General features: G+C 58.3%; 1 protein-coding gene. It reads right to left on the bottom strand.

Annotation, left to right across the window (positions count from 1 at the left end; all coding sequences use genetic code 11):
* On the bottom strand, positions 1–1,198 hold a 1,198-nt coding region (locus tag CSQ89_RS22750; protein ID WP_308418206.1), incomplete at both ends, for a hypothetical protein.

Below are 1,198 nucleotides of genomic sequence, written 5' to 3'. Positions count from 1 at the left end.
CTGCCCACGCTTGCGGTTGTCCACTATCGCTTGCTCTTCCACTGACAAGACCAGGGAAACCGTGCCGTTGGAGTTCCAGCGCAGCCCGTCCCGCAAGCTCTTGGAAGTATTTGTCATCAACGGGCTCGCCGTCGGTTTCAAATCGACCTTTTTCGAAGCTATAGCTGACATGGTTTAACTCCTTCGCGACATCCGGCACTAACTGACGGACATTATGGTAGGAAGTCTTTAGCAGCTCCAGCAAATTATGCGCATCATCGCCGGGTACCCAAGTAATCGGCCGAATGGCGTCATTGATCTTGGCGTTGGGCTGGTAGCTGTCCGGTGCCATCTGCCGTTCATGCGGCATCAGATGTTGGGTCATGCCTTCTTTTAACGCCGACGACAGCATTTGTTCGGTACGACGGACCAAGGCCGCCTCAGACAAGCCAGCCGGGTCGCCAATGAACACCTTGCCATTGGCTGCCGCATAGGAAGCCACCGCCGCATAGAGCTTACCGCCTCCGCTGAGACCCTTTGCCAGTGAAGAGGCATCAATCCAGACTTCGCCGGTTTGGTTTTCGATAATCCAGGCTTCTTTGCGGTCCGCCATGGTCATTTTCCAGACTTGGGCAATCTTCTGCTCGTCGCGCTCGGCTTTGGAATACGCTTTTTGATCCACGACGACACTCAGGCCGGGGTCAATCTCAGCGGCAATGTCGGCCAGGTCAAAGCTTTGCGGGCGCGGAAAACGAAACAGTTCGTCCGCCTGCGCCAACAACTTCCACGCCATCGCCATCCGCTGGGCGGGGCCATCCTGCCGGCTCGTGGCAAGGGGCTTGCCGTCAGTCCTGCCTGTGTCCTTCCCTGCTGTCGGCGCCTCTGTCACATAGCGCCGTGCGCTGCCCAGCAACGCCACTATGTCGTTGTCCGTCCACTGCCGCACAAAACCGTACCGGCGCAGTAGATTGCGGATTACCGCCACCAGGCGCGGCCAGAATGCCTGCTTGGTCAGGCTGGCCCGCAGTGCCATATCGGCCAGCACTTCCTCCACGGCCAGCAGCTTGTCGTAGCCGTAACGATCCACCAAGGCGTCGGCTGCTTCACGCACATTGGCGTGTTCACGGTAGAGACTGGCGAGTAAGGGGTTCAATTGTTTGCCAAACAAGCCACGCAAGCCCGCATGGCCCAGGACTTCATGCACCAAAACATGCAGGGC

The sequence above is a fragment of the Chitinimonas sp. BJB300 genome (genome assembly GCF_002735695.1).
In the GTDB taxonomy this organism is placed as follows: Bacteria; Pseudomonadota; Gammaproteobacteria; order Burkholderiales; family Chitinimonadaceae; genus Chitinimonas.
The sequence above is the reverse complement of the archived record's forward strand: the minus strand, read 5'-3'. Positions and strand labels throughout refer to the sequence as shown.